This window comes from Rhodoplanes sp. SY1, assembly GCF_046000175.1.
Lineage (GTDB): Bacteria > Pseudomonadota > Alphaproteobacteria > Rhizobiales > Xanthobacteraceae > Rhodoplanes.
In genome coordinates this window covers 1-855 of record NZ_JBEOMB010000325.1, presented here as the reverse complement: position 1 = coordinate 855, position 855 = coordinate 1, and the positions used below count along the sequence as shown (strand labels likewise).

Annotated in this window: 2 protein-coding genes; both read left to right on the top strand. The window is 62.7% G+C overall.

The genetic code is table 11. From position 1 onward, the window contains the following. Positions 1 to 3 precede the first annotated feature (3 nt). Positions 4 to 171, top strand: a complete 168-nt coding sequence (locus ABTU92_RS29420) for a cupin domain-containing protein (protein ID WP_408095091.1) — start codon at positions 4 to 6, stop codon at positions 169 to 171. Between the two features lie 9 nt (positions 172 to 180). Next, on the top strand, positions 181 to 648 hold the full coding sequence (locus ABTU92_RS29415; protein WP_408095090.1) for a hypothetical protein: 468 nt from the start codon (positions 181 to 183) through the stop codon (positions 646 to 648). Positions 649 to 855: the final 207 nt, after the last annotated feature.

Here is an 855-nt window from a genome sequence, read left to right as displayed (position 1 = left end):
ATCGTGGCAAAAGGCGCGATCGACATCCTGATCGGCCGGAACCCGCCGCTCGAACTCGGCGAAGGCGACGCCGTCGTGTTCGAGGCCGACGTGCCGCACGGCTACCGGAACTCGGGACATTCCGAGGCGGTGCTCTACCTCGTCATGACCTATGTCGAGACGATCGGGTGATCACCGCGGTTGATCTTGCTCGGCGGAGCCGTGGCGACGCCGCGACCCCCCACCTGGTCCATGCGTCGGATGCGCCGACCTCACGCCTTCATCGGCATGCAGCACATCATCATGCCGCCGCAGGCCATCATCATCGGCATGCCGTTGCCCATCATGGTGCACATGGTCTGGCAGCACTGCATGAACATGTCCTTCATGGACGCGTCCATCGGCGTCATCTCGCACATCATGCCGGTCGGCGTCATGGTGCACTTCATCGTGCACATCATCATGGGCATCGGCATCGGCATCATGCCGTTCATCATGCCGGGCATCGGCATCATGCCCATGTTCATCATCGGCATGTTCATGGGCATGTTCATCATGGGCATGCCCATCATCGGCATCGCGGTGGGCATCGTCGGCATCGTCATGGCGGCACTCATCGTCTGGCTCCGCAGGTGTGACGGATCGTCTCCGTCGCTGGTGCGAGACTAGACCGAAGGACCGATGCTGCAATCGCGAAGGCGGCTCCAGCGACGCTTTCCTCCACTCGATCGACACCTCCGAAACGACAACGGACGGGCTGCCGATCATCGCGGAAACCCGTCCGTCATGTTGGATAGCGGCAACTGCGCCGCCGCCGACCTATTTTGGCTTCCCCTCGCGTCGACCCACACTCCGCACATCCCCGCGAAGGCGGGG